Origin of the sequence: Neobacillus sp. SM06, assembly GCF_050496765.1 — a bacterium.
Classification (GTDB): Bacteria; Bacillota; Bacilli; order Bacillales; family Cytobacillaceae; genus JAEVLT01.
On the sequence record NZ_JBNWEO010000006.1, the window covers coordinates 1 to 20,356 of the forward strand.

Annotated in this window: 20 protein-coding genes and 1 tRNA gene; 14 read left to right on the plus strand and 7 right to left on the minus strand. The window is 42.3% G+C overall.

The annotated features are described in order from the left end of the window. Window positions 1-380: 380 nt before the first annotated feature. Together ACQYAD_RS00985 and ACQYAD_RS00990 are read left to right on the plus strand one after the other, a co-directional pair. The gene (locus ACQYAD_RS00985; RefSeq protein WP_430234679.1) at window positions 381-1,886 is read left to right on the plus strand and encodes a sodium-dependent transporter; all 1,506 of its coding nucleotides are present in this window, start codon (window positions 381-383) and stop codon (window positions 1,884-1,886) included. A gap of 1 nt (window position 1,887) precedes the next feature. After that, complete coding sequence (locus tag ACQYAD_RS00990) at window positions 1,888-1,992, plus strand: methionine/alanine import family NSS transporter small subunit (RefSeq protein WP_430234681.1); 105 nt, start codon at window positions 1,888-1,890, stop codon at window positions 1,990-1,992. A 361-nt stretch (window positions 1,993-2,353) separates the two neighbouring features. Here the strand turns inward: ACQYAD_RS00990 and ACQYAD_RS00995 are convergent, their stop codons facing one another. The 3 genes from ACQYAD_RS00995 to ACQYAD_RS01005 form a co-directional block, all read right to left on the minus strand. Further along, window positions 2,354-3,097, minus strand: a complete 744-nt coding sequence (locus ACQYAD_RS00995) for an SDR family oxidoreductase (RefSeq protein WP_430234683.1) — start codon at window positions 3,095-3,097, stop codon at window positions 2,354-2,356. A gap of 81 nt (window positions 3,098-3,178) precedes the next feature. Beyond that, window positions 3,179-3,703 (minus strand): DUF2179 domain-containing protein, encoded by a 525-nt coding sequence (locus ACQYAD_RS01000; protein WP_430234685.1) that lies wholly within the window; start codon window positions 3,701-3,703, stop codon window positions 3,179-3,181. 198 nt (window positions 3,704-3,901) lie between these two features. Then, complete coding sequence (locus ACQYAD_RS01005; protein WP_430234687.1) at window positions 3,902-4,456, minus strand: DUF6241 domain-containing protein; 555 nt, start codon at window positions 4,454-4,456, stop codon at window positions 3,902-3,904. 196 nt (window positions 4,457-4,652) lie between these two features. On the opposite strand from ACQYAD_RS01005, the gene ACQYAD_RS01010 reads away from it, so the two are divergent. From ACQYAD_RS01010 to ACQYAD_RS01025, 4 genes are all read left to right on the plus strand, one after another. Beyond that, window positions 4,653-5,429: an ABC transporter ATP-binding protein gene (locus tag ACQYAD_RS01010; RefSeq protein ID WP_430234714.1), complete on the plus strand. Its 777-nt coding sequence runs from the start codon at window positions 4,653-4,655 to the stop codon at window positions 5,427-5,429. Continuing rightward, window positions 5,413-6,168 (plus strand): ABC transporter permease, encoded by a 756-nt coding sequence (locus ACQYAD_RS01015; protein ID WP_430234689.1) that lies wholly within the window; start codon window positions 5,413-5,415, stop codon window positions 6,166-6,168. Before ACQYAD_RS01010 ends, ACQYAD_RS01015 begins: the two co-directional genes overlap by 17 nt. 99 nt (window positions 6,169-6,267) lie before the next feature. Continuing rightward, window positions 6,268-7,260, plus strand: a complete 993-nt coding sequence (locus ACQYAD_RS01020; RefSeq protein WP_430234691.1) for an ABC transporter substrate-binding protein — start codon at window positions 6,268-6,270, stop codon at window positions 7,258-7,260. A 151-nt stretch (window positions 7,261-7,411) separates the two neighbouring features. After that, window positions 7,412-7,485 (plus strand) — tRNA-Gly (locus ACQYAD_RS01025). A gap of 320 nt (window positions 7,486-7,805) precedes the next feature. Here the strand turns inward: ACQYAD_RS01025 and ACQYAD_RS01030 are convergent. Together ACQYAD_RS01030 and ACQYAD_RS01035 are read right to left on the minus strand one after the other, a co-directional pair. Next, entirely contained in the window at window positions 7,806-8,474 is a 669-nt protein-coding gene (locus ACQYAD_RS01030; protein WP_430234692.1) for a B3/B4 domain-containing protein, read from the minus strand. Window positions 8,475-8,545: 71 nt separating this feature from the next. After that, entirely contained in the window at window positions 8,546-8,980 is a 435-nt protein-coding gene (locus ACQYAD_RS01035; RefSeq protein ID WP_430234694.1) for a hypothetical protein, read from the minus strand. Between the two features lie 189 nt (window positions 8,981-9,169). Between ACQYAD_RS01035 and queG the strand changes: the two genes are divergently transcribed. The 8 genes from queG to yhbH all read left to right on the plus strand — a co-directional run bounded on the left by queG (window position 9,170) and on the right by yhbH (window position 17,970). Continuing rightward, on the plus strand, window positions 9,170-10,300 hold the full coding sequence (gene queG, locus ACQYAD_RS01040) for a tRNA epoxyqueuosine(34) reductase QueG (RefSeq protein WP_430234696.1): 1,131 nt from the start codon (window positions 9,170-9,172) through the stop codon (window positions 10,298-10,300). A gap of 108 nt (window positions 10,301-10,408) precedes the next feature. Then, the gene (locus ACQYAD_RS01045) at window positions 10,409-11,287 is read left to right on the plus strand and encodes an amidase domain-containing protein (protein WP_430234698.1); all 879 of its coding nucleotides are present in this window, start codon (window positions 10,409-10,411) and stop codon (window positions 11,285-11,287) included. Window positions 11,288-11,355: 68 nt separating this feature from the next. Next, window positions 11,356-11,847: a tRNA (uridine(34)/cytosine(34)/5-carboxymethylaminomethyluridine(34)-2'-O)-methyltransferase TrmL gene (gene trmL / locus ACQYAD_RS01050; RefSeq protein ID WP_430234716.1), complete on the plus strand. Its 492-nt coding sequence runs from the start codon at window positions 11,356-11,358 to the stop codon at window positions 11,845-11,847. A gap of 110 nt (window positions 11,848-11,957) precedes the next feature. Then, a complete protein-coding gene (gene nfsA, locus ACQYAD_RS01055; RefSeq protein ID WP_430234700.1) occupies window positions 11,958-12,707 on the plus strand; it encodes an oxygen-insensitive NADPH nitroreductase in 750 nt (249 codons plus the stop codon). Between the two features lie 465 nt (window positions 12,708-13,172). Next, window positions 13,173-15,068: a PrkA family serine protein kinase gene (locus tag ACQYAD_RS01060; RefSeq protein WP_430234702.1), complete on the plus strand. Its 1,896-nt coding sequence runs from the start codon at window positions 13,173-13,175 to the stop codon at window positions 15,066-15,068. A gap of 128 nt (window positions 15,069-15,196) precedes the next feature. After that, window positions 15,197-15,364: a hypothetical protein gene (locus ACQYAD_RS01065; protein ID WP_430234704.1), complete on the plus strand. Its 168-nt coding sequence runs from the start codon at window positions 15,197-15,199 to the stop codon at window positions 15,362-15,364. A 123-nt stretch (window positions 15,365-15,487) separates the two neighbouring features. After that, a complete protein-coding gene (locus tag ACQYAD_RS01070) occupies window positions 15,488-16,615 on the plus strand; it encodes a polysaccharide deacetylase family protein (protein WP_430234706.1) in 1,128 nt (375 codons plus the stop codon). Between the two features lie 179 nt (window positions 16,616-16,794). Further along, window positions 16,795-17,970 (plus strand): sporulation protein YhbH, encoded by a 1,176-nt coding sequence (yhbH, locus tag ACQYAD_RS01075; protein ID WP_430234708.1) that lies wholly within the window; start codon window positions 16,795-16,797, stop codon window positions 17,968-17,970. A gap of 34 nt (window positions 17,971-18,004) precedes the next feature. Here the strand turns inward: yhbH and ACQYAD_RS01080 are convergent, their stop codons facing one another. Continuing rightward, on the minus strand, window positions 18,005-19,540 hold the full coding sequence (locus tag ACQYAD_RS01080; RefSeq protein ID WP_430234710.1) for a recombinase family protein: 1,536 nt from the start codon (window positions 19,538-19,540) through the stop codon (window positions 18,005-18,007). A gap of 31 nt (window positions 19,541-19,571) precedes the next feature. Continuing rightward, entirely contained in the window at window positions 19,572-20,057 is a 486-nt protein-coding gene (locus tag ACQYAD_RS01085) for an ImmA/IrrE family metallo-endopeptidase (protein WP_430234712.1), read from the minus strand. Window positions 20,058-20,356: the final 299 nt, after the last annotated feature.

Sequence of the window (20,356 nt, forward strand, 5' to 3'; positions counted from 1 at the left end):
ACAAGGGACCTTGATACTGAAACGTAAAATGGCGAATGATTTCTTCAACACTAGTGGTTTTAAAAAGGATTACTACTGAAAGTACAAGAAGATATACACCGAATAAAACCGCGAGTCCTGCTTTTTGGAAAACCTTTGTCATTGAATGAACTCCTTTCATGTAAAGAAAAAGTTGTAAATCTATTTTAACATAATGCATTGGAAAATTTGAGAATAATAGGATATCCCTTTAAATTAAAGCGTTTACATAAAAACTTTTCCATTCAAAATCGACAATATTCCAAAAAGACTTGACTTCGTGTCGAAAAATCGTTATATTAAAATAACGAAATTATCAGAAATATTAAACAAAAATGGGTTATTTATTGGAGGGACTTCTTTTGGAAAATCGTCAGCAGTGGGGTTCAAGGTATGGGTTTGTGGTTGCGGCAATCGGTTCCGCAGTTGGTTTAGGGAATATTTGGAGATTTCCAGCGGTTGCCTACGAAAACGGAGGGGGAGCCTTTTTCATTCCGTATTTGTTTGCTCTATTAACCGCGGGTATTCCGATTTTGATCATGGAATTTACGATTGGCCATAAATATAGGGGATCATCGCCACTCTCCTTGTTTCGAATCAATAAAAATGCGGAATGGCTTGGATGGTGGCAAGTCTTTATTTCATTTATTATTTCCACTTATTATGCAGTGATTATTGCCTGGGCCATTAAATACAGCATATATTCATTCAACACGCAATGGGGGAAGGATACAAGCGGCTTTCTTTTTGGAAAAGTTCTGCAGCTGGCTAAAAAGCCGGGTGAAATTGGCGGACTTGTACCAGGTGTTGTCGTTCCGTTGCTTATTGTTTGGGCAGTTGCTCTTTTTGTTCTTTTTCGCGGTGTTTCAAAAGGGATTGAAAGGATGAATAAAATTTTCATTCCAGCCCTAGTAGTGATGTTTTTGGTCATTGTCATTCGCGCCTTAACATTAGATGGAGCCAGTGAAGGGTTGAATGCCTTTTTTAAACCAAATTGGGATAAAATTCTTGATGGAAAAGTATGGGTTGCAGCATATGGACAAATTTTCTTCTCGCTCTCCATTGGATTTGCGATTATGATTACGTATTCCAGTTATCTGCCAAAAAAATCGGACATCACAAATAATGCCTTTATTACCGGTTTTGCAAATTCCGGATTTGAGTTATTAGCAGGAATCGGCGTGTTCTCTGCGCTCGGATTTATGGCACATCAGCAAGGTGTACCAGTGGATAAGGTTGTCGAAAGCGGAGTTGGACTAGCTTTCGTTGTTTTCCCTAGCATCATTAATGAATTCCCAGGTTTCAACGGCTTATTCGGCCTGTTGTTCTTCTTATCGCTTGTGTTTGCCGGGATGACCTCGCTTATTTCGATTATTGAAACATATATTGCGGCGGTTCAGGATAAATTCCATGTATCCCGGGCAAAAGCTGTCTTATTCGGCGGTGTGGTGGCCACATTGATTTCGTTGCTTTTTGCTACGAATGGCGGCTTGTATTTGCTGGATGTGACGGATTATTTCATTAATAACTTTGGCGTTGCACTTGCCGGTTTAATTGAAGTAGTGTTAGTAGCTTGGGTCTTTAAAGAACTTGGAGCTTTGCAAAAGCATGCAAATGCGGTCTCTGATATCCGCCTTGGTGCATGGTGGAAGTTTTGCCTATCTGTCATCACACCACTCGTTCTCGGTTATATGATGTTTGATTCTGTTCGCCAAAATATCAAACACAATTATGGCGATTACCCGACACAACTGATTGCGTTTTCCGGGTGGCTGGTTGTGGCAGTTACGCTTGTGGCCGGTATTCTGTTTTCCGTTAAGCGATGGAAAACAACAGCAACTGCAGTAGAAGAGAAGGAGAGTGCGTAAAATGTCAGGAAGCGCAATTACGATGATGGTGATCGGTATTGTTGTAATATGGGGCGGTCTAGCTGCCAGTATACTGAATGTTGTGAGAGTATCCAAAAAATCATAAAGAATGATGCCACTTGTTTTTTAAAAAGGAAAAATTGTGAGGATCTCGATTATTTAGTGTGGAAAAAAGGCTGTTGCATGGATGCGACAGCCTTTTTTTCAACCTAATCCTTTTTGGTGCAGTTCATGGTTTCTATGATAGCCGGTCAACGAGCCGATTGTAATGGATGATCCGCTTGCGTCTCTTATGAATATTTCCTTTATAAACGTCACAAGGCTGCCAACGAAGCTTTGGTGCTTACGAGACCCAGCACGATCGCAAGTTCTTTTGCGGTTACACCGGTTTCATCTTAGTTTTTACAGGCGTTATCTAAAGGTAGTATTGAAAAAGACCGCGATCTGGTCGGATCGCGGTCTGTGGGTTAACTTCCCTGGGTGGTTGGCCGAATGATGATTTCGTTGACTGAGGCCCATTCCGGCTGCTCAACAGCGTAAGCAATTGCATTGGCGATGTCTTCCGCTTTTAAAGGCTGGCGGGCAGATCGGCCTTTTAATGCTTCCATTGCATCCGGATCGGTAATGGTTTCAAGCAATTCAGTTTCGACCAATCCTGGGGAGATGATCGTCGTCCGAATGTTGGATGTTGGCGACAGCTCCATGCGGAGACCTTCTGTGATTGCACGAACGGCAAATTTTGTTCCGCTGTAGACGGCGCCCGCCATGCCGACGCGGTGGCCGGCAACGGAAGAAACATTCACAATGTGGCCTTCCTTTTGGTTTTCCATTGTTGGCAGGGCAGCGGCAATGCCGTTTAACACACCTTTTATGTTCACATCCACCATCCGGTTCCACTCCTCTACCTTTAATTTATTCATAAAAGAGAGGGGCATTAAGCCGGCGTTATTGACCCAGACATCAATGCGGTGGTAATTTTTTAAAGCAAAGTCGGCCAATGCTTTCATTTCGTCTAAAGACGTCACATCGGCTGAGAAATAAGAGGCTTCGCCGCCTGCTTGCTTAATTCGTCCGACGGTTTCTTCAAGGCGTTCCGTTCTTCTTGCCGATAACACGACCTTTGCGCCCCGCTCGGCCAGTTTTTCTGCGGCTGCTTGGCCAATGCCGCTGCTGGCCCCGGTAATGACCACAATCTTTCCTTCGATCGTCACTTGAAATCCCTCCAATAAGTAGAACCGTTTTTACCATTATACTTCTTTGGTTTGTCCGTTACAAAAACCTGAAACGGCAAATCAACTTTTACCATATTTCTTCATTGATTTAACAAGGAACCCGCCTTTAAACCGTCTTGGCTCATAGGAAATAATAAAAGCTTTTGGTTCATATTCTTCAATTAAAGTCATAACCTCATTTTCTCGGCTGCGTTTTGTCAGGATTTCGAGCTGGTACCTTTTGCTGTCCCGCCCCATTCCTTCAAAAACGGTAACACCAAAGCCTTTATTCCTTAATAAATCAATCAGTTTTTCATTTAGTTCCATTAAATTAACAACCAATGAAGTGTAGCCGATCGCAAGCTTGTTTTCAATCCGTGTTCCAATATATAGTCCGACACCGAAGCCGACAGCATAAACGATCATTTCGGCAATACTTTGATGTCCGGAAAAGACCAATGAAAGACCGAAGACGTAAATCAATGCTTCAAGGATCCCGAAAGAGGAAGCAGCAACACTCATATTTTTTACTAAAAAGATGGTTCGCAATGTTAAGACAGGGACGTAGATCAATTGCAAGGCAAAAATCAAAATAATATTGAACATAACAGACTCCTTCATAAATGGCTTTTCATTTCAACCAAGCTATTTTAACATGGATAGCCGGGTGGAAATCAGCCCATTTTATAAATTTTTACAAAAAAATAAAACACCCTTGCATTGGATGTTTCAAAATTATATTTTACCCAGCTGCTTCGCCACTATTCTTAAATAAAACACCCCTGCATACGGATGTTCGCAAAATTACATTTTTCCACTTTCTTTTAATTGGTTTGCCACTTCTTTACCAAAGTTAGTTAAGATGTACGTTTCCTCTTCCGCTTTGCTTAATTTGCCGTAGGCTTTTCCAATTGTTCCGCCTTGCAAGTTCCAAAAATAGTTATGATCGCTGATAATTTGACTGAAGTCCCCATTTTTCCATCTCGTTGCAATTTCGAGCAATTGATCTTTCTCCTTAAAATGGCTGCTTTTTACAATCGTAAAAACCGCTTCGGCAGTTTTTGGAGTAAGGAGAGTGGCTCCCCATTTTTGATCGGCTTTGACTTTTTGATGGGTCATTTCGTGCATCGTTTGGATTACCTCTTCTTCTGTTGACTGTTCATTAATCGTCAAGTTGGCAGTTGCTTTGCTGGGCTTCGCTGCTGCAGGTGATGGTAATTGCGCAACTTGGTTCCCGTTTTTATCGACAAAGGTGTTGCTGACAGAGCTAGGCTTATTCGGATTCAATAAAAAGAAGCCAGTAACGATGACCGCAATCGCAACGATGGCGATGCTGGAAAAAAACAGTGTCTTTTTCATTTTAGCCTTTCCTCCATTTTTCCAAAAATGTTAGGGGAATAACTAAATTGTACCATACATCACCATCCCTGATGAGTAAAAGGCGGATTTTAATGGTAAAAAATGATTGACAATCGGCGTGGAGACTTTATAATTAACTTAAATCCGATAAAATTAATGTGAATAATAAGCATAGGTGGTTTTTTGATTGATACAGATGAACCATATATACAAACGGTATGCAAACAAAGATAAACAGCCTGTTGAAATATTGCATGATATCAATTTGACAATCGAGAAAGGGCAATTCATTTCAATTTTGGGTCCATCAGGCTGCGGGAAGTCAACGCTTCTTTCGATTGTGGCAGGGTTAACAGAGGCGACGAGCGGCGAAATTCTCGTTGAAGGCAGGCAAGTTACGAAACCCGGGAAGGATCGCGGCATGGTGTTCCAGCAGGCAGCATTGTTTCCATGGCTGAATGTAACCGAAAACGTGATGTTTCCGTTAAAAAAAGAAATGTCAAAGACTGAGGCAGAAGTCCAGGCGAAAAAGTTTTTGCAAATGGTTCAGTTAAGCAAATATGTAACCCATTACCCCCATGAGCTTTCAGGCGGCATGCAGCAGCGGGTGGCGATTGCCCGGGCGCTTGCAATGAATCCTGAGATTCTCTTGATGGATGAACCGTTTGGTGCACTTGATGAACAGACGCGGAGCCGGCTTCATGTGCAGCTTGAAAAAATCTGGATCGAAACGCAGAAAACGATTTTGTTTGTCACTCACAGTATCTCTGAATCTCTCAAGCTTTCAGACCGGGTCATTGTGATGGGGACGAAGCCGGGAACGATTTTGCAGGATATTAAAATCGACATTCCAAGACCACGGGATCAATACAAAAAAGAAATGTTTGAGATTGAAGAATATATTATGAGCTTTTTAAAAAAGGAGATTGATAAAGTGGTAAGGGAGGAATTGGAAGATGAAGCCGGTCGTTAAACGTGTCATCTTTTTCGCCATTTTGATCGGCTTGTGGGCGCTCGGCTCAGGGTTGAATCTATGGCTGCCGACGATTTTGCCTTCACCCGCGATGGTATGGAAATCGCTTCTAACCGGATTTGCTGATAAAACGCTGCTGTATGATTTGCTGGCCAGCTTCAAACGTCTTGTCATCGGGCTTGGATTGTCACTGATCATCGGCTCGCTTCTTGGAATCCTTTTAGCAAAATCCAAAACGGCCGATGAAACCGTGGGTACACTGCTTTTGGCATTGCAAAGTGTTCCGAGCATTGTCTGGCTGCCGCTGGCAATCATGTGGTTTGGCATGAATGAGGTTTCGGTTGTATTCGTCGTCATTTTAGGCGGAACGTTTGTGATGGCATTAAACATTCGCATGGGCTTGAAAAATGTTTCTCCATTGTTTATCAATGCGGCACGGACAATGGGCTCAAGTGGAATGAATTTGTTTTGGCGGGTCAGTCTCCCGGCGTCGATTCCTTACGTTGTGACCGGTGCCCGGCTGGCATGGGCTTTTGCCTGGCGCGCGTTGATGGCGGGGGAACTGTTGAGTACAGGCCCCGGGCTTGGGTACACATTAAGGTATGCTTCCGATTTTGGCAATATGGGTCTTGTCATTGCCGTTATGATTATTATTGGCGTCATTGGCTCGATTGTTGATCAACTGTTGTTCCAGCGTATTGAAAAATCGGTCTTGGCGCGCTGGGGATTGGCAGGATAAAGGGAAGTTTCAATTTAGTTTTTTAAGTTTCTGGCTTTCAAAAGCGTACGGAGCAGGGGTTACTGCCCGTTAACGCGGGATAAAAAGGGGGAGAACAAAATGAAGAGAAAAGGTTTACTTTTAGCAGGATTATTGGCTTTATCAATGGTGCTGGCTGCCTGCGGCAATGCGGCTAAATCAGCTTCAGCGCCGAAAGAAATTGTCATCGGCTATTTTCCGAATATCAACCACGTTCCGGCAATGGTGGCGAAGGATAAAGGGTTTTATGAGAAGCGCCTTGGCGATGGAACAAAAGTGGTTTATAAAACATTTGCCGAAGGCGGTTCGTTTATGACAGCTCTCAAGACAGGTGATATTGATGCCGGGCTTGTAGGGCCAGGACCGGCCATGAATAACTTTACGACAGGGGCAGATGTGCGTATCATTGCTGGTGCCTCTACCGGCGGAACCGTTGTACTTGCGCGAAAAGGGAGCGGCATTAAAACCGTAAATGATATTTCCGGAAAAACGTTTATTACACCAGGGGTTGGCTGCACGCATGATGTACAGTATGAAACGTACTTGAAAAAAGAAGGAATTACTTCGAAAAGAATTGGCGGTACGATGAACCATTTAACTGGGAACCCGGCACAATATGCAAGTATGCTTCAAGCTGGAAAAATCGATATTGCGGTTGCACCAGAACCTTGGGCGGCAGTGATTGAACAGCAAACAGGGGCAGACGTTGTCATCAATTGGGATCAAATTGCTTTTGGCAAGACATTGCCTGCATCTGTATTGGTCACGACTGAGAAGAAAATCAAAGAAAATCCAAAAGTGATTGAAAAAATTGTTGCAGCCAACAAAGATGCCGTTGATTTTATCAACAAAAATCCGGAGCAGGCAAAGGAAATCGCCATTAAAGATATTAAAAAAACAACGGGGCAAACACTTGAAAAATCAGTTGTCGATCTTGCCTGGAAGCGGATCGGTTTCACTTCACAAGTGGATGAAAAGGCCATTCAGGATTTTTCCGACTCCTCGTATGAGTTGAAATTTTTAAAAGAAAAGCCCAACTTTAAAAATTTGATCGACAAGCGCTTCATTCAATAGAGCTAGATGGGCAGTGGAGAATCGTTCCACTGCTCTTTTTTTCGTTCAGTGAAAAAATCTTTCAAATAAAGTCTTGACGATTTTGTGAATTAGTAGCATAATAATAACTACGTTGTAAGAAAAAACAACACATTACGACATAATTCGACATGCGGGTGTAGTTTAATGGTAAAACTCCAGCCTTCCAAGCTGATGTCGTGGGTTCGATTCCCATCACCCGCTCCATACATATTAACTAACGCAGTGTACCGTTTCGCAAAGAACGTTGCATTGCGTTTTTTCATGTAAAAAAAAGCCAGGCAATTCGCCCGGAATGGGTGCTGGTGAGGATTCCATTGCGGCTAAACGCTGGGTATGCATGACCCCAAATGATTTGAATCCCTTTTGGTTCAAGGGGTAGACTCCTTTTCGTTTAATGGTTGGTACTGCACGACCCAAATGGTTTGAATGCTCAGGCGGTAACCCCCCTTCGTTTAAGGGGTGGAAATGTGCGATCCAACTGGTTCGAATGCTTTTTTGGTTCAGGCGGTAACCCCCCTTTTCGTTTAAAGGTTGATGATGCGAAAGGAGGATTCGCCGCCATTGATTTGGACAAACATGTTCATAAGCGACTCTGTCAATTTTTGGGCATTTTCGCTATCTAGCGATGGCCTTAGATAGATAATTTGCAAGGCGTTTTTTGTGTTTTCCGTAACGGGCGCTCTGTCAGAATCAACGAATGGACTGCCGAAAGGGCCATTTGCATCGGCTGATACAATGAGCTGGTTTAATGAGTTTGACCGGCCATTTAAACCCGTATATTGTTCATTCTCGCTTCCAATCCGGATGTTGATGACCCCGGTTAGTTTTTCCACATCATAAATGCCAATGGGGGATTGATATTGGAGCGAAAAGAAATTATTTAAGTCAATCGCGCTGTTAATCGATGGCAGATAATTTTGTTTTTGAACTCTTCTGTACAGTGCTTCGGCCGAGTGCCGATAGCGGTTCGGGTCTTTTCCTGTTTTTTTGAAAACTTGCCGCCACTCGCGGATACCCGGGAGCTCGGTTACCGATTGGTCTTTCAGGTCGAAAAAAATGGATTCCTGGAAAAGCTGCAGTCTTCCTTTCAGCATTTGCGGAGAATCGCCAACGGTAATGTGTTGATATTCAATGATGCCAAGTTTAAAACCGGGAATGAACGTGGTCAGGTCCGCGGCTACTTGAATTTCCAATCATTCCACCTCCAAAATTGGTTAAATCTAGTTTATTATAAAACGAAGAGAAGCTTTTTTACAAAGGTTGACTATATTTGTATGAATTCTACCAGTTCATAAGTGAATTCTGCAACTTTATAGGTGAAAACAGGAGACCCCTTGATGGATTCGACGCGTTTGCGGAACAATACGACGCAAATCAGGATGGATTCGACGAGATGGCGTAACAATTCGACGCAAATCCGGATGGATTCGACGCGTTTGCGGAACAATTCGACGCAAATTTGGATGGATTCGACGTGATCGCGTAACAATTCGACGCAGATCCGGATGGATTCGACGCGTTTGCGGAACAATTCGACGCAAATCCGGATGGAATCGACGCGATCGCGGAACAATTCGACGCAAATCAGGATGGAATCGACGCGATCGCGGAACAATACGACGCAAATTTGGATGGATTCGACGAGATGGCGTAACAATTCGACGCAAATTTGGATGGATTCGACGCGATGGCGTAACAATTCGACGCAAATTTAGAGGGATTCGACGTGATCGCGGAACAATTCGACGTAAATCCGGATGGATTCGACGCGTTTGCGGAACAATTCGACGCAAATTTAGAGGGATTCGACGTGATCGCGGAACAATTCGACGCATTTTCAAGCTAATTCGACGTCAATTAGAATGACTATAAAAAGGAGGGCAGCTATATGGACGTTACCGCCTTGAAGCAGGAAATCATTGAATACAGCAAGCAGATTGGGATTGATAAAATTGGCTTTACTACTGCAGACCCGTTTGTTGAGCTGAAAAATCGGTTAATTCGCCAGCAGGAGCTGAATTATCAATCCGGTTTTGAAGAGCCGGATATTGAAAAGCGAGTTACGCCCGCACTGTTACTGGAAGAGCCGCGCTCGATTCTTTCCGTGGCACTTGCCTATCCGGCAAAAATGAAAGTTCGCGTGCAAAGCAAGAAAGGCGAGAGGCGAGGAATTTTCTGCCGGGCATCATGGGGAGTGGACTATCACCGCATTCTCCAGGACCGGCTAAACAAGCTGGAAGAATTCATTTTGGCAAAAGTACCTGAAGCCAGAGTGAAATCAATGGTCGATACCGGCGAGCTATCCGACCGCGCTGTTGCCGTACGGGCGGGAATTGGCTGGAGCGGCAAAAATTGCGCCGTGATTACGCCCGAGTTTGGTTCCTATGTATATTTGGGTGAGATGATTACAAGCATTCCATTTGAGCCGGATACCCCGATCGAAGACCAATGCGGCACCTGCACAAAATGCTTGGAAGCCTGCCCAACCGGGGCATTGGTTCAAGGGGGACAAATCAATGCCCAGCGATGCATTAGCTTTTTAACGCAAACAAAAGGATTTTTGCCGGATGAATTTCGCGAAAAGATGGGCAATCGCATCTACGGCTGTGATTCCTGCCAGACCGCCTGCCCGGTAAACAAAGGGAAGGACTATCATTTTCATACAGAAATGGAACCGGATCCCGAGATTGTGAAGCCGAAATTAACACCACTTTTAAAAATAAGCAATCGGGAGTTTAAAGAACAATTCGGCATACTTGCAGGTTCATGGCGCGGGAAAAAACCGATTCAGCGAAATGCGATTGTGGCGCTTGCGCATTTTAAAGATGAAACAGCTGTTCCAGAACTAATCGATGTTCTGCAGAAGGACTCCCGGCCGGTCATGCGCGGAACTGCTGCCTGGGCCCTTGGAAAAATCGGCGGGGATGCGGCGCTGAATGCCTTGATCGAAGCAAGTGAGAAAGAACAAGACAACGAAGCAAAAGCGGAAATTGAAAAAGGTTTACATCTTTTAAAGTGAAAAAATTTCCCCAGCAGCAAAAAAGGAGCGGACAAAGGGGATTCGCTCCTTTTTTGCTGCACCTCGCATATTCATAGTTATATGGAACAAATATGAGGGGTGATCAACATGCGCGAGCAATTGCAGGATTTATTTGAAAAAAGGATCCATTATTTTGTATCTGAATCGCGCCGTCTCGATTCTTTCTACCCAAAGGCGGAAAAAAAGAAGGAGTTACTCGCTAAACGATCGGCAGAAATTGTCAAAGTGACCGCAACAGGAAAGACGTTGCAAGAGACAGTTGAAGGGGAGATCACGAAAGCGCAATATGCAGTTCATTTTCAATATTTGATCAAGCAAAATGGACACATGTACCTCGAGGAGGAAATCGAAGAAAGAGTTGGCCGATTTTTTCAGGATGAATTGATATCGGATGAAGAAATTAACCCATTTGCCGACCGGAAACCGCCGGAAGATATGCCTGTTTTTGCAGAAAGCAGCGGCGAGGAGCGGCTCAGTTATCAGTACAATCGTTTGAAGGCAGTCCAATATGCAGAGCGCTGGTGGAACAGTTACAACCCCGCATATAAAAAGTTTGACGTGGATTGCACCAATTTTATTTCCCAATGCCTGCATGAAGGCGGGGCGCCGATGAATGGTTATCCGAATCGCTCAAAAGGGTGGTGGCTAAGAGATCATAATTGGAGCTACAGCTGGGCGGTAGCAAACGCATTAAGGCTTTATTTGTCCAATTCAAGGGTTGGCTTGCGGGCGCGGGAAGTGTCAAGTCCTGAACAATTATCATTAGGCGACGTGATCTGCTATGATTTTCAGGGGGATGGCCGCTTTGACCACAACACGATTGTAACCGGAAAGGATGCATACGGCATGCCGCTCGTGAATGCCCATACGTATAACAGTCGGATGCGCTATTGGGCATATGAAGACTCATCGGCCTACACACCCAATATCAAGTATAAATTTTTTGCCATTTATGACGGGCAATAAACGGCTTGCGGGCGAATGCAAGAGTGGTATAATTGCAAATAGAGTTTTTTAATGATGGGGTGAAAAATGTGGCAATCCATGTAGTCTTATATCAACCAGAGATTCCGGCCAACACGGGAAACATTGCAAGGACGTGTGCAGCAACGGATACGACCCTGCATTTAATTCGTCCGCTTGGATTTTCGACCGATGATAAAATGCTAAAAAGGGCTGGGCTTGATTATTGGGAGTTTGTGAACATTGTGTATTACGATTCCCTTGATGAATTTTTTGAAAAAAATCAAGGCGGCGAATTTTTTTATTTAACGAAATTTGGTCAAAAGCCGCATACAAGCTTTGATTACAGTGATGTCAACAAAGATTATTACTTCGTTTTCGGCCGGGAGACGACCGGGCTGCCAAAAGAGGTAATTGAAAAAAACAAGGAAACGGCGTTGAGAATTCCAATGAATGACCATGTTCGTTCGTTAAATCTGTCCAATACGGCAGCGATTCTTGTCTATGAGGCATTAAGGCAGCAAAACTATCCAGGTTTAAACCAATTGGGTCCGTCCCGCTGATGAAAACACTCCTATTGTCGATACTACTACAATAGGAGTGTTTTTTTTGTTTTTTCACTAAGCTTTTGTTTAAATGAAGGTAGATAAAGAAACGAAAGGAATGGATTTTAATGAATGAAGTAATCTCAACCCTGCTTAATCATCGGTCGATTCGGCATTTTCAAGATAAGCCGCTAACCGAGGAGCAAGTTAAAACGATTGTAGCTTGTGCTCAGTCAGCGTCAACTTCAAGCTTTATTCAAGCTTACTCCATTATTGGGGTTACCGAGAAAGAAAAAAAACAAAAGTTGGCGGAAATCGCTAGAGGACAAGCGTATGTTGCCAATAATGGCCATTTTTTCGTCTTTTGTGCCGATCTTCATCGTCACGAACTCATTGGGCGGATGGAAAACAAGGATGTCCTTCCGTCCATTGAAAGTACAGAAAAATTTATGGCGGCGCTCATTGATGCTGCATTGGCAGCTCAAAATGCTGCAATAGCTGCGGAATCAATGGGTCTTGGAATTTGTTACATTGGCGGGATTCGCAACAATCTTGATGAAGTAAAAAAACTGTTGAAAACACCGGATCGCGTGATCCCATTGTTCGGCATGGCGGTCGGATATCCGGAAAAAATAACCGATCAAAAGCCGCGGCTGCCGTTTGCACATATCTACCATGAAAATGAGTACGAGCAGGACGAAGCACGCTTCCTCAATCAGTTGGAGGAATACAATCAGATTACCTCAAGCTATTATGACAAGCGGACAGGCGGTGCCCGTAAGGATCGCTGGACAGAGCAGATTGGCGAAATGCTTGAGAAAAAATCACGAATGTATATGAAGGATTTTGTTCAGAAAAATAAATTGGATTTGCATTAAGTAAGTGACTGTGTTTCCCTAACCTAAAAGGCTGCCAAACATATGGCAGCCTTTTGTGTTGAGGCTACTTGGGGATGGTTCAAGATCGCTTTTTTGGCAAGCCCGGTTTATCGTTATACCCCGCGGTAAATATTGCCGACAAAAATGCGATCATCACCAAAACAATTAAAACCAATCCCATCGTTTGCAATCCCCCTTTACGCATTGTAATTTTTCGATAATTCACACTACTATTTAGTATAGCCCAATTGAATAAAATCATAAAGAGGGGGTTTATCTTTTTCTACGGTAAATGGATTGAAGCGCAATCAATCCAGAGTTGTTTTTTTTACAAACTGGCCATAATGGTTTTCGGGAAGTTCCAATTGTCGTCCCGGCGAGTTTTCTTTAACGTATGCATGTTCAATTAGCCATACGCATAGAGTATATTAATCGTCTCTGATTACGCGACAGGGGGAGGACCAAATGGATATTTTAAAAAAAATTGAAATGTATCGAGAGGAAGAAGAAAAGCTTCGTTGGGAAGGAACATTTGCGGATTATTTGGAACTGCTGAAGGAAAAGCCATGGGTAGCCCAGTCAGCACATTCTCGGGTTTATAATATGATCAAGGATGCGGGAATTGAAGAAGAAAAGGGTGTAAAAAGATACCGTTTCTTTAACAATCAATTGTTTGGTCTGGAAGAGGCGCTGGAACGGCTTGTCGAAGAGTATTTTCACCCGGCAGCAAAAAGGCTTGATGTCCGGAAGCGGATTTTGCTGTTAATGGGGCCAGTAAGCGGCGGAAAATCTACGCTTGTCACAATGTTGAAAAGGGGATTGGAGGCCTACACCCGAATAGAGCGCGGCTCCGTTTTTGCAATTAAGGGCTGTCCGATGCACGAAGATCCTTTGCACCTGATTCCCCACCATTTGCGGGAAGACTTTTATCAAGAGTATGGTATTCGAATTGAAGGAAACTTATCACCGCTTAATATGATGCGCCTGGAAGAAGAGTATGGAGGGCGGATAGAAGATGTTCTCGTTGAACGGATCTTTTTCTCAGAAGATCGTCGGACGGGGATCGGTACGTTCAGTCCATCGGATCCGAAATCGCAGGATATTGCCGATCTGACTGGAAGCATTGATTTTTCAACTATTGCCGAATATGGTTCTGAATCCGATCCAAGGGCGTACCGCTTTGATGGCGAACTGAACAAAGCCAACCGGGGGATGATGGAATTTCAGGAGATGCTGAAGTGTGATGAAAAATTCCTGTGGCATCTGTTGTCCTTAACGCAAGAAGGCAATTTTAAAGCAGGAAGGTTTGCACTTATTTCCGCAGATGAATTAATTGTTGCCCACACGAATGAAACGGAGTACCGTTCATTTATTTCGAATAAAAAGAATGAAGCCCTGCATTCACGGATTATTGTCATGCCAATTCCGTACAATCTGAAAGTCTCCCAAGAGGAGAAAATCTATCAAAAAATGATCAGCGAAAGTGATGTCGCCAATGTCCACATTGCGCCGCATACTTTAAAAGTTGCCGCCATGTTTACGATTTTGACTCGTTTGAAGGAACCGAAAAAAGGCGATATCGATTTAGTGAAAAAAATGCGTCTGTACGATGGCGAGAGCGTCGAAGGCTATAATTCCGCTGATGTAGATGAATTGAAAAAGGAATATCCGGATGAAGGTATGAGCGGCATTGATCCACGCTATGTCATTAACCGGATTTCGTCAACAATTATTCGCAAAGAGGTGCCATCAATTAATGCGCTCGATGTGCTTCGCTCGTTAAAAGACGGGCTTGACCAGCATCCGTCGATTACTGCCGAACTGCGGGAGCGGTATATGAACTTTATCTCGCTAGCGCGGAAGGAATACGACAATCTTGCGAAAAAAGAAGTGCAAAAAGCATTTGTTTATTCGTACGAGGAATCGGCGAAAACGCTGATGGACAATTATTTGGATAATGTGGAAGCATATTGCAATAAAGCGAAACTGCGCGATCCGCTGACAGGGGAAGAAATCAATCCGGATGAAAAGCTGATGCGTTCAATTGAAGAGCAAATTGGCATTTCTGAAAATGCAAAGAAAGCATTTAGAGAAGAAGTGTTAATTCGGATTTCAGCCTATGCTAGAAAAGGCAAACGCTTTGATTACAACTCCCATGATCGCCTCCGTGAAGCCATTCAAAAGAAGCTGTTCGCCGACTTGAAAGATGTTGTCAAAATCACGACTTCGACAAAAACACCGGATGAACAGCAACTGAAGAAAATCAATGAAGTGGTGGCAAGGCTTGTCGATGAGCATGGCTATAATACAACATCGGCAAATGAACTGCTACGCTATGTCGGCAGTCTGCTCAATCGGTAAAAATAAAAAAAGGCTGGCAGGAGAAACTGCTGGCCTTTTTCCGCTGGGGATAAGATTTGGCTTTCAAGCTTCCTGTTGGGGTTTCGTTTTTACTTTTTTCGGGAAAAGCCAAGCAAGAGGTGATTGTCGTGAAAAAAGAAAACGAGAAATACGATAAGCCGCTCAATAGCTCAATGGCGGCGAATGAAAAGGAAATCGTCAACTTAGGTAAACAGATGGAAAACCTTCGAACAAATGAAGAATTAGAAAAGGACGGAGAGGAACCAGATCCGCAACAAGATGAAAAGAAAAATTGAAAAAACCTTCGCACATCGTTGCGAAGGTTTTTTATGGGTTTTTAAATGTTCCGAAACATAAACCAAGATTCCCTTTAATACATATTAACGTACCGATTATGTGAAAAAGGGGAATCAACGCCGATGAAAAAATGGTGGTTATTGCTGCTGATTATTCTCAGTATTGCCGTATTGAAAAGCGGACAAGCATTAAGCCTGACTTCAACCGAGACAAAACCGGTTCATAGAACGGCCATCAATAAACCAGTCTTTTTTTCCGATTCTGCTAAAATCACCGAAAACCAGCTTGTTTATATGCCAATTTTCACCCTTTCGGAAACATTAAAACTTGAATTCACCAGTGATCCGGAATCCCGAACCATTGTATTAAAAAAAAGCGATCGATGGATTCGTTTTTCCGTTTCCACGCAACAGGTTTCTTCGTCAACTGGTTTGCGGGAGCCGGTTAAAATAATCAAGAAAAATAACAATCTTTATTTACCAATGCAACTGGTTGCAACGTTTTTTGGTTACAACGCTCAGGTGTCAACCAGCGAGGACTTTCTTTCCCAAGAACAGGAGTTCAAAAAACACCTTCTCAAAACGTTTTCACTCCAATTGAGAAAGGAACAGCCGAAAACGCAAAAAAAAGTTGTCTATTTAACATTTGATGATGACCCCAACCAGCATTTAGAGGAAATTCTCGATATTTTAAAAGCCAAAAAGGCAAAAGCCACCTTTTTTCTGCTTGAGCCGCAAATCCGTGCCTATCGAGACGCTGTTAAACGTCTTGTAGCCGAGGGGCATTATCCGGCATTGCATAGTGTGACCCATGATAAAAATAAATTGTATAGTGGAAGCCCACAAAATGTCATCAATGAGATGGAGCAGACAAGAAAAACGCTGCTTGAGGTAACCGGGGTCGACTCGAAGCTGACACGGGCGCCATATGGCAGCAAGCCTTATATGACAGAGCCGTTCCGCAACGCTTTAGCTGATGACGGATTAAAAATGTGGGATTGGAATATTGATTCGATGGATTGGAAATACCAACAAACCGATCCGGCGAAAATTTTGGAAAATATTCAAAAGGGATTCGAATTGGTAAAAAATAAATCGGAGCCGATTGTCATTTTAATGCACGTAACAAAAGGGACAGCAGCGATTTTGCCGCAAGTCATTGATTATCTTTCGTCACAGGGATATGGTTTTGCCGCCTACAATCCGCAAAATCACGTACAGATGAATTTTTGGGAAGATCCAAGACTGTAAGGCTTGTCTCTTTTCTAGGTTTGTTCACCAATTGTCAAAATAATTTGTAAATTTTTTAGCTTTTCTGCATAGGATAAAGTAATCAACATTTAACAGGAAATTTTTACATTCGAGATATTCTATGATTGCTTAAGAAAAACGTGCAAACGATTTTCAAAAATTTTAAGGAGGGGTTTACAGTGACCAATGATAACCATCAATTTGTGATTTCAAGAGAAGATTGGTCCCTCCACCGTAAAGGCCACGATGACCAGCAGCGCCATCAGGAAAAAGTTCAAGAGGCGATACGCAACAATCTTCCCGATTTGATTACAGAAGAAAGCATCATTATGTCAAATGGTCGAGATATGGTAAAAATTCCAATTCGCTCGTTGGACGAATATAAAATTCGCTATAACTATGACAAAAATAAACACGTGGGCCAAGGTGATGGTGACAGCCAAGTTGGTGATGTAATTGCACGTGACGGTTCAGGCCAGAAAGCTCCAGGAAAAGGCCAGGGAGCTGGAGATCAGGCAGGCGAGGATTATTATGAGGCAGAAGTATCTTTAATGGAACTGGAGGAGGCTCTTTTCAAAGAATTGGAACTTCCTAATTTAAAACGGAAAGAGCAGCAAGAAAATCTTGTTGAAAATATTGAATTCAATGATATCCGCAAAACAGGGTTAATGGGGAATATCGATAAAAAACGGACAATGCTTTCAGCGTTTAAACGCAATGCAATGAGCGGAAAACCGTCGTTCCACCCCATTTACAAAGATGACTTGAAGTTCAAGACGTGGAACGAGGTGCTTAAGCCCGATTCCAAAGCAGTCGTGTTAGCAATGATGGACACAAGCGGTTCGATGGGGATTTGGGAAAAATATATGGCGCGCAGCTTCTTCTTCTGGATGACCCGCTTTTTGCGGACGAAATATGATACAGTGGAAATTGAATTCATTGCCCATCATACGGAAGCAAAAGTTGTTTCCGAGGAAGATTTTTTCTCAAAAGGCGAAAGCGGTGGAACCATTTGTTCCTCGGCTTACCGCAAAGCACTCGAACTGATTGATGAGAAGTACAATCCGGCCAAGTTTAATATCTACCCATTCCATTTTTCCGACGGCGACAACCTGACTTCCGACAATGCCCGCTGCGTCAAACTCGTCGGGGAACTGATGAAAGTATCCAATGTGTTTGGTTATGGCGAGGTCAATCAGTACAACCGCGTATCATCTCTCCAAAATGCCTTTAAGAATATAAAAAATGAGAATTTTCGATCGTACATCTTGAGGAGTAAAGCAGATGTCTTTACTGCTTTAAAGGTATTTTTTAAAGCAGAATCTAATGAGAGTAGCCTTACAGGCATAATGTAGTGAGGCATAAAAAAAGGCTGCTGGGTGCAGCCTTTTATATTTTTGTATAAAGTTTTATTTCAATTTGATCAGGTTTTGTCCATTCTTTTTTCCGTAAGTAGGTAGCTTTATCAATAACTGATTTTAACAATCTATTTTTCTTCTCTACTTCATTTGTCGAATAATATGCTTCTAGGACGCTTTTAACTTTAGGAACAAAATTTATTGTTGCAAGCTGCTGCTGTTTTTCTTGCTCAATTTCCTCTTTCAGATCAGTAATTTTTTTGTTAATGTGGTCTAACTTTTCTTTAATGACACTTTGTCTTTGCAAAAATGTTTCAATGGTATAGATTCGTTTTTCAAGCAATTCGTGAATACTGTCATTTTGCGAATCGATTTCTTGTTTTTCATCTAACATTTTCGTTAATGCTTTTTCTTTTGCTAATAGGGTTGATTTTCTTTTTTTTTGCGAGTTTTCAGGAATTTCAAATTGATCAATTAAAGTTTCCAACGTCGAAAGAATCCTTTGTTCTACCACAGAAAGATTACATCCTTTCTGAACTCCTTTACAATGATGATTAAAGCAGCGCAATTGATCATTTGGCCGATTTGGACGAGGCTGTAAGACGATTGCTTTGCCGCAGTTTTCGCAAAAAAGAAGTCCAGCAAGGGGATTGGTCAATTGAGTGTTTTTCTTCAAATGAGGGCGCCAACGGCCTGCAATTGCTTCATTTGCCTGCGAAAATAAATCCTGACTAACTAGTGGTTCATGTGCATTTTCACTAATAGACCAATGTTCCCGGGGCATCTTTTTTCTTTGGTACTTACCGTTAATTTTTGTATATTTAACTTTTCCCCAAATAATCATTCCTAAATAAACTTCATTTCTTAATATGGATGTCACGGTGCTGGGATCCCATGTTTCCTTTTGTGGTGGCTTTATTCCTAGCTGATCCAACTTTTCTGCAATGGATCTCCTGCCGGATCCATCTGCGGCCATTTTAAAGACCATTTCAACAACCCAACTGGTATCAGGATCAGGGGATAGCTTAAGGTTTTCATTACGGATATAACCAAAAGGAGGTTTTTTTGATACAGATTTTCCTTCTTTTGCTGATTGCCTGCGGCCACGTTGCATTCGTTTCACGATCGTTTTTAACTCTTCCCGGGCTATTAAAGATTTGATACTAAATGTCAGTTCTTGATTCTCGTCTTGGGGATCAATAACTTCTGTGGGAGTAATGATGACAGTTTCAGAGTTTTTAAATATACGATAAATCGTCCCCTGGTCAACCATATCCCCACGTCCAAGACGGTCAAGATCCATGCATAAAACCGCATCTGCAGACCCAATTTCAATTTCCCTAAGCATCTTCTGCATTTCTGGACGTTCAGATATATATTCACCGGAAACAACTTCCTCATAAATACCTTTTACCGTTACTTTTCTAACTTTTGCAAGCTCAAGCAGCTGGCTGCGGTGGCGCTCAAGGGTATCATAGTGGTTGCCGTTTTCCGCCTGTTTTTTTTCCTCTTCTAAGTCTTTACGGCTTTTTCTAAGGTATATAAAAGCATCAACGTTTGATAGCATATGATCACTTCCCCCTATCCACATATTCAGATTATATTACTTCTTTGGGCTTAATATTTCTGTAAACCTGATTCACTCTGTACTCACATAGATCTTCAGAAACCTTAAACATTTCTGACATGTCTTTTACTAAAGAAGGGCTATTCCAATCAACATAGTGAAGCATATGATATGGAATGGCAGCGTACCTTGTAAACCGGTTTGCCTCCCATTCTTGAAGTGCACGAAAGGCAGGCGCCATTAATTTGTATTGATATCCTTCATGCCTTAGAATATGTGCCAATTCATGAAAGAAAATTTCTCGCTGTTTTATTTCATCCAAGAATTTGTTTAGATTGATTAATTTAAAGTTATCTTCCTCATTGGCGAAACTGCGCTTCTCTGAATACAGCAAATGAATGTCGAGTTTGGAAGCAATTTTTCTTATATCAATATCTTCTGGCTTGTATATTCCCATTTCCTTGTAAAGTCTCGATACCCAGGAATCCAATGGAAAAGGATTATAGCAATAGGACAAAAAAATTCACCTCAATAACATTATAAGAACGAATGTTCTATAAAACAATAAAAAAAAGATCATTTTATGATCTTTTGATTTTTTAATTCTTTTTCATTCTATTTATATAGCTTTAAAAAAGATAAAAGTTACTTTTTGAATCAAAAGTTACCTTTAGTGAGTCACTTTCTAGGTTTGTTTCAATTATTTTTTCTATAGGGGGGAATAGGGGATTTGCGTCACTTTGGGTAACTAGGTAACTTTTTTTATTTCCAACTTGTCTATGCTCATTTTTCAATTTTTGTATTTGCTTTCATTAT

What these genes read in the sequence shown, in the direction of transcription:
- ACQYAD_RS01045 (WP_430234698.1), top strand. Translation starts at nt 10,409, where the DNA reads ATGCGCGAGCAATTGCAGGATTTATTTGAAAAAAGGATCCATTATTTT.
- ACQYAD_RS01070 (WP_430234706.1), top strand. Translation starts at nt 15,488, where the DNA reads ATGAAAAAATGGTGGTTATTGCTGCTGATTATTCTCAGTATTGCCGTA.
- ACQYAD_RS01005 (WP_430234687.1), bottom strand. Translation starts at nt 4,456, where the DNA reads ATGAAAAAGACACTGTTTTTTTCCAGCATCGCCATCGTTGCGATTGCG.
- ACQYAD_RS01060 (WP_430234702.1), top strand. Translation starts at nt 13,173, where the DNA reads ATGGATATTTTAAAAAAAATTGAAATGTATCGAGAGGAAGAAGAAAAG.
- ACQYAD_RS01020 (WP_430234691.1), top strand. Translation starts at nt 6,268, where the DNA reads ATGAAGAGAAAAGGTTTACTTTTAGCAGGATTATTGGCTTTATCAATG.
- ACQYAD_RS01015 (WP_430234689.1), top strand. Translation starts at nt 5,413, where the DNA reads ATGAAGCCGGTCGTTAAACGTGTCATCTTTTTCGCCATTTTGATCGGC.
- ACQYAD_RS00990 (WP_430234681.1), top strand. Translation starts at nt 1,888, where the DNA reads ATGTCAGGAAGCGCAATTACGATGATGGTGATCGGTATTGTTGTAATA.
- ACQYAD_RS01080 (WP_430234710.1), bottom strand. Translation starts at nt 19,540, where the DNA reads ATGCTATCAAACGTTGATGCTTTTATATACCTTAGAAAAAGCCGTAAA.
- ACQYAD_RS01000 (WP_430234685.1), bottom strand. Translation starts at nt 3,703, where the DNA reads ATGTTCAATATTATTTTGATTTTTGCCTTGCAATTGATCTACGTCCCT.
- ACQYAD_RS01010 (WP_430234714.1), top strand. Translation starts at nt 4,653, where the DNA reads ATGAACCATATATACAAACGGTATGCAAACAAAGATAAACAGCCTGTT.
- nfsA (WP_430234700.1), top strand. Translation starts at nt 11,958, where the DNA reads ATGAATGAAGTAATCTCAACCCTGCTTAATCATCGGTCGATTCGGCAT.
- queG (WP_430234696.1), top strand. Translation starts at nt 9,170, where the DNA reads ATGGACGTTACCGCCTTGAAGCAGGAAATCATTGAATACAGCAAGCAG.